At 53.1% G+C, this 1,697-nt stretch carries 4 protein-coding genes; 1 reads left to right on the top strand and 3 read right to left on the bottom strand.

Translation table 11 applies throughout. The annotated features are described in order from the left end of the window. Positions 1 to 333, top strand: a 333-nt coding sequence (locus tag N799_RS15860; protein WP_203225062.1) for a hypothetical protein, incomplete at its 5' end; no start/stop codon positions are given. Between the two features lie 12 nt (positions 334 to 345). On the opposite strand, the gene N799_RS15555 is transcribed toward N799_RS15860, so the two are convergent. Genes N799_RS15555 through N799_RS15740 form a run of 3 tightly spaced genes read right to left on the bottom strand, consistent with a single transcriptional unit; the run spans position 346 to position 1,621 of the window. Continuing rightward, the gene (locus tag N799_RS15555; protein WP_160279983.1) at positions 346 to 843 is read right to left on the bottom strand and encodes a hypothetical protein; all 498 of its coding nucleotides are present in this window, start codon (positions 841 to 843) and stop codon (positions 346 to 348) included. Continuing rightward, positions 840 to 1,271 carry a hypothetical protein gene (locus tag N799_RS15550; RefSeq protein ID WP_152597991.1) on the bottom strand — a complete coding sequence of 144 codons (432 nt, stop codon included), beginning with the start codon at positions 1,269 to 1,271 and terminating at the stop codon, positions 840 to 842. Before N799_RS15550 ends, N799_RS15555 begins: the two co-directional genes overlap by 4 nt. Then, positions 1,268 to 1,621, bottom strand: coding sequence for a hypothetical protein (locus N799_RS15740; protein ID WP_160279982.1), 354 nt, complete (start codon positions 1,619 to 1,621; stop codon positions 1,268 to 1,270). Before N799_RS15740 ends, N799_RS15550 begins: the two co-directional genes overlap by 4 nt. Positions 1,622 to 1,697: the final 76 nt, after the last annotated feature.

Genomic DNA, 1,697 nt, shown 5'->3' with positions numbered 1-1,697 from the left:
CAAAAAGCACCTTTTGGTGCCTTTGCTTTTCACCAGGGCCAACGGCCCATTAACCTCTTTTGCTCTTACAGTCGTCTTGCAACACTTATTCCTATCACCCGCGGCATCACTCTGCTCAACCGTCTTGCATCCCACTTCGCCTGGATGATGCGGCGCCGTCGCTCCATGACCATCGGTGCCAGGTTCAACGCCAGTTGCTTCAAGTCGCGCCTGCGCTGCTGGCGTAGCCAGACCAACACGCCCTCATCCCAAGGGTCGGCCGACGCATCGAGATCCAACAGATCTGCCACGCGTTCAGGGGTGCAGTCGGCCCAGAATGCTGTCATGTCGTGAACTCGGGCAGTGTCATAGGCGCACCGCTCTTGCCGGCGCCGCGGCTTCGGGTGTCGCCCTGTTCAGCGCATGCGCGGACTTTCGGATATCCCATCTGCGCTGGATCTCATCGCGGCGCTGTCTCCTTTCAGTTCTGACGGCAACCCAGTGATTCCACTTCCCTAGTTTTACAAATGAGGAAAATTCGTCATCAAACTTCTGAGAACATGGGAAATAGCGCAGTGAATATGCACAACTCATTTCATTGTCGTTGAGGCCCTTTATCACTCGCTCCGGCAAGGCATTTACCCAAGCAATCTCCTCGGCCTCTTCTTGTCGGTATGCCTTGAACTTAAATGGGGATTGCAAGATAAAGATCAATTTGGCACTCGTGGGGTAGCTGCTATCGTGGATGATGGAGTTCACCATTTCCAAATAATTGGTGAATAGCGCTGACTGCTTGCGACCACGCAGATCCTTCAAATCGAGATGCAGATTCTTCCGTAAGTAGTCTGCCTGGGACATGTTCATAGCCGCCCCACCCTTGCAGGCGCAGGCGCTTCTACGGTCGCCGCCTGCAACCTGCCGGCACACTCGGCGCGGTCCATAACCGCAAACCATTCAGCCTGATACGTCACGCCCCCACACTCCATCGCGTGCTCGCGCAGCGGCCCAAGATCTACACCACGGTCGTGCAGGTAACGCAACATCACTTCATCAATCGACTTTGGTTCTGTGCAAGAGTGGATGCTTCCACCTGCAACATGGAACAGCATCTGCTCACCATCCCATTGAGCGCCCTCATCGAGAAGCTGATCAGCTTTAGAGATAAGCAAGGAAGCATTGGCGCCAGGGAGATGCATCCATACATGGAAGATCTCATTGAGCGCGCAGTCATTTCCGGTGGGGCCTCTATTTCTCCTATAAGCGTCTATCCACTCACTGGTGATCTTGTTCATAGCCGCACCGCCCTTGCCGGCGCCGCAGCTTCCGGTGTCAACCTTGCTAGGTGGCGGGCATCCCAATCGCTTTGAGCTTCTGACAACGACACTGCATCCATGGTTTTTAGCTTGCGAATGTGCTGCTCACACCCTCCTTGCGCCTTACCAGCAACCGCCCCCATGAAAGTGAACCCAACTCCCAATGCAATGATAAAAAGGCTAACCAGTCCTGACCCTTCTGTGCCTCTGTAAAATAGTGAGATCAGACATAGAACAGCGCAGGAATGGAAGATCCATTGGGAGATGTATATGCCTTTCCGCAAGGCCATTGCTTCTAGGTAAACATCGGTCTCTTGGTAATTCGTCATGGGTCCCCTTTAAAATTGTGATACGAGATGTTTTGTATACCTTTCAGTCAAAGGCAAACCCAAACTTTGTCAATAG

The organism is Lysobacter arseniciresistens ZS79 (assembly GCF_000768335.1).
Classification (GTDB): Bacteria; Pseudomonadota; Gammaproteobacteria; order Xanthomonadales; family Xanthomonadaceae; genus Novilysobacter; species Novilysobacter arseniciresistens.
Note: the sequence above shows the minus strand (reverse complement) of the source record. Positions and strands in the feature narration are given on the sequence as shown.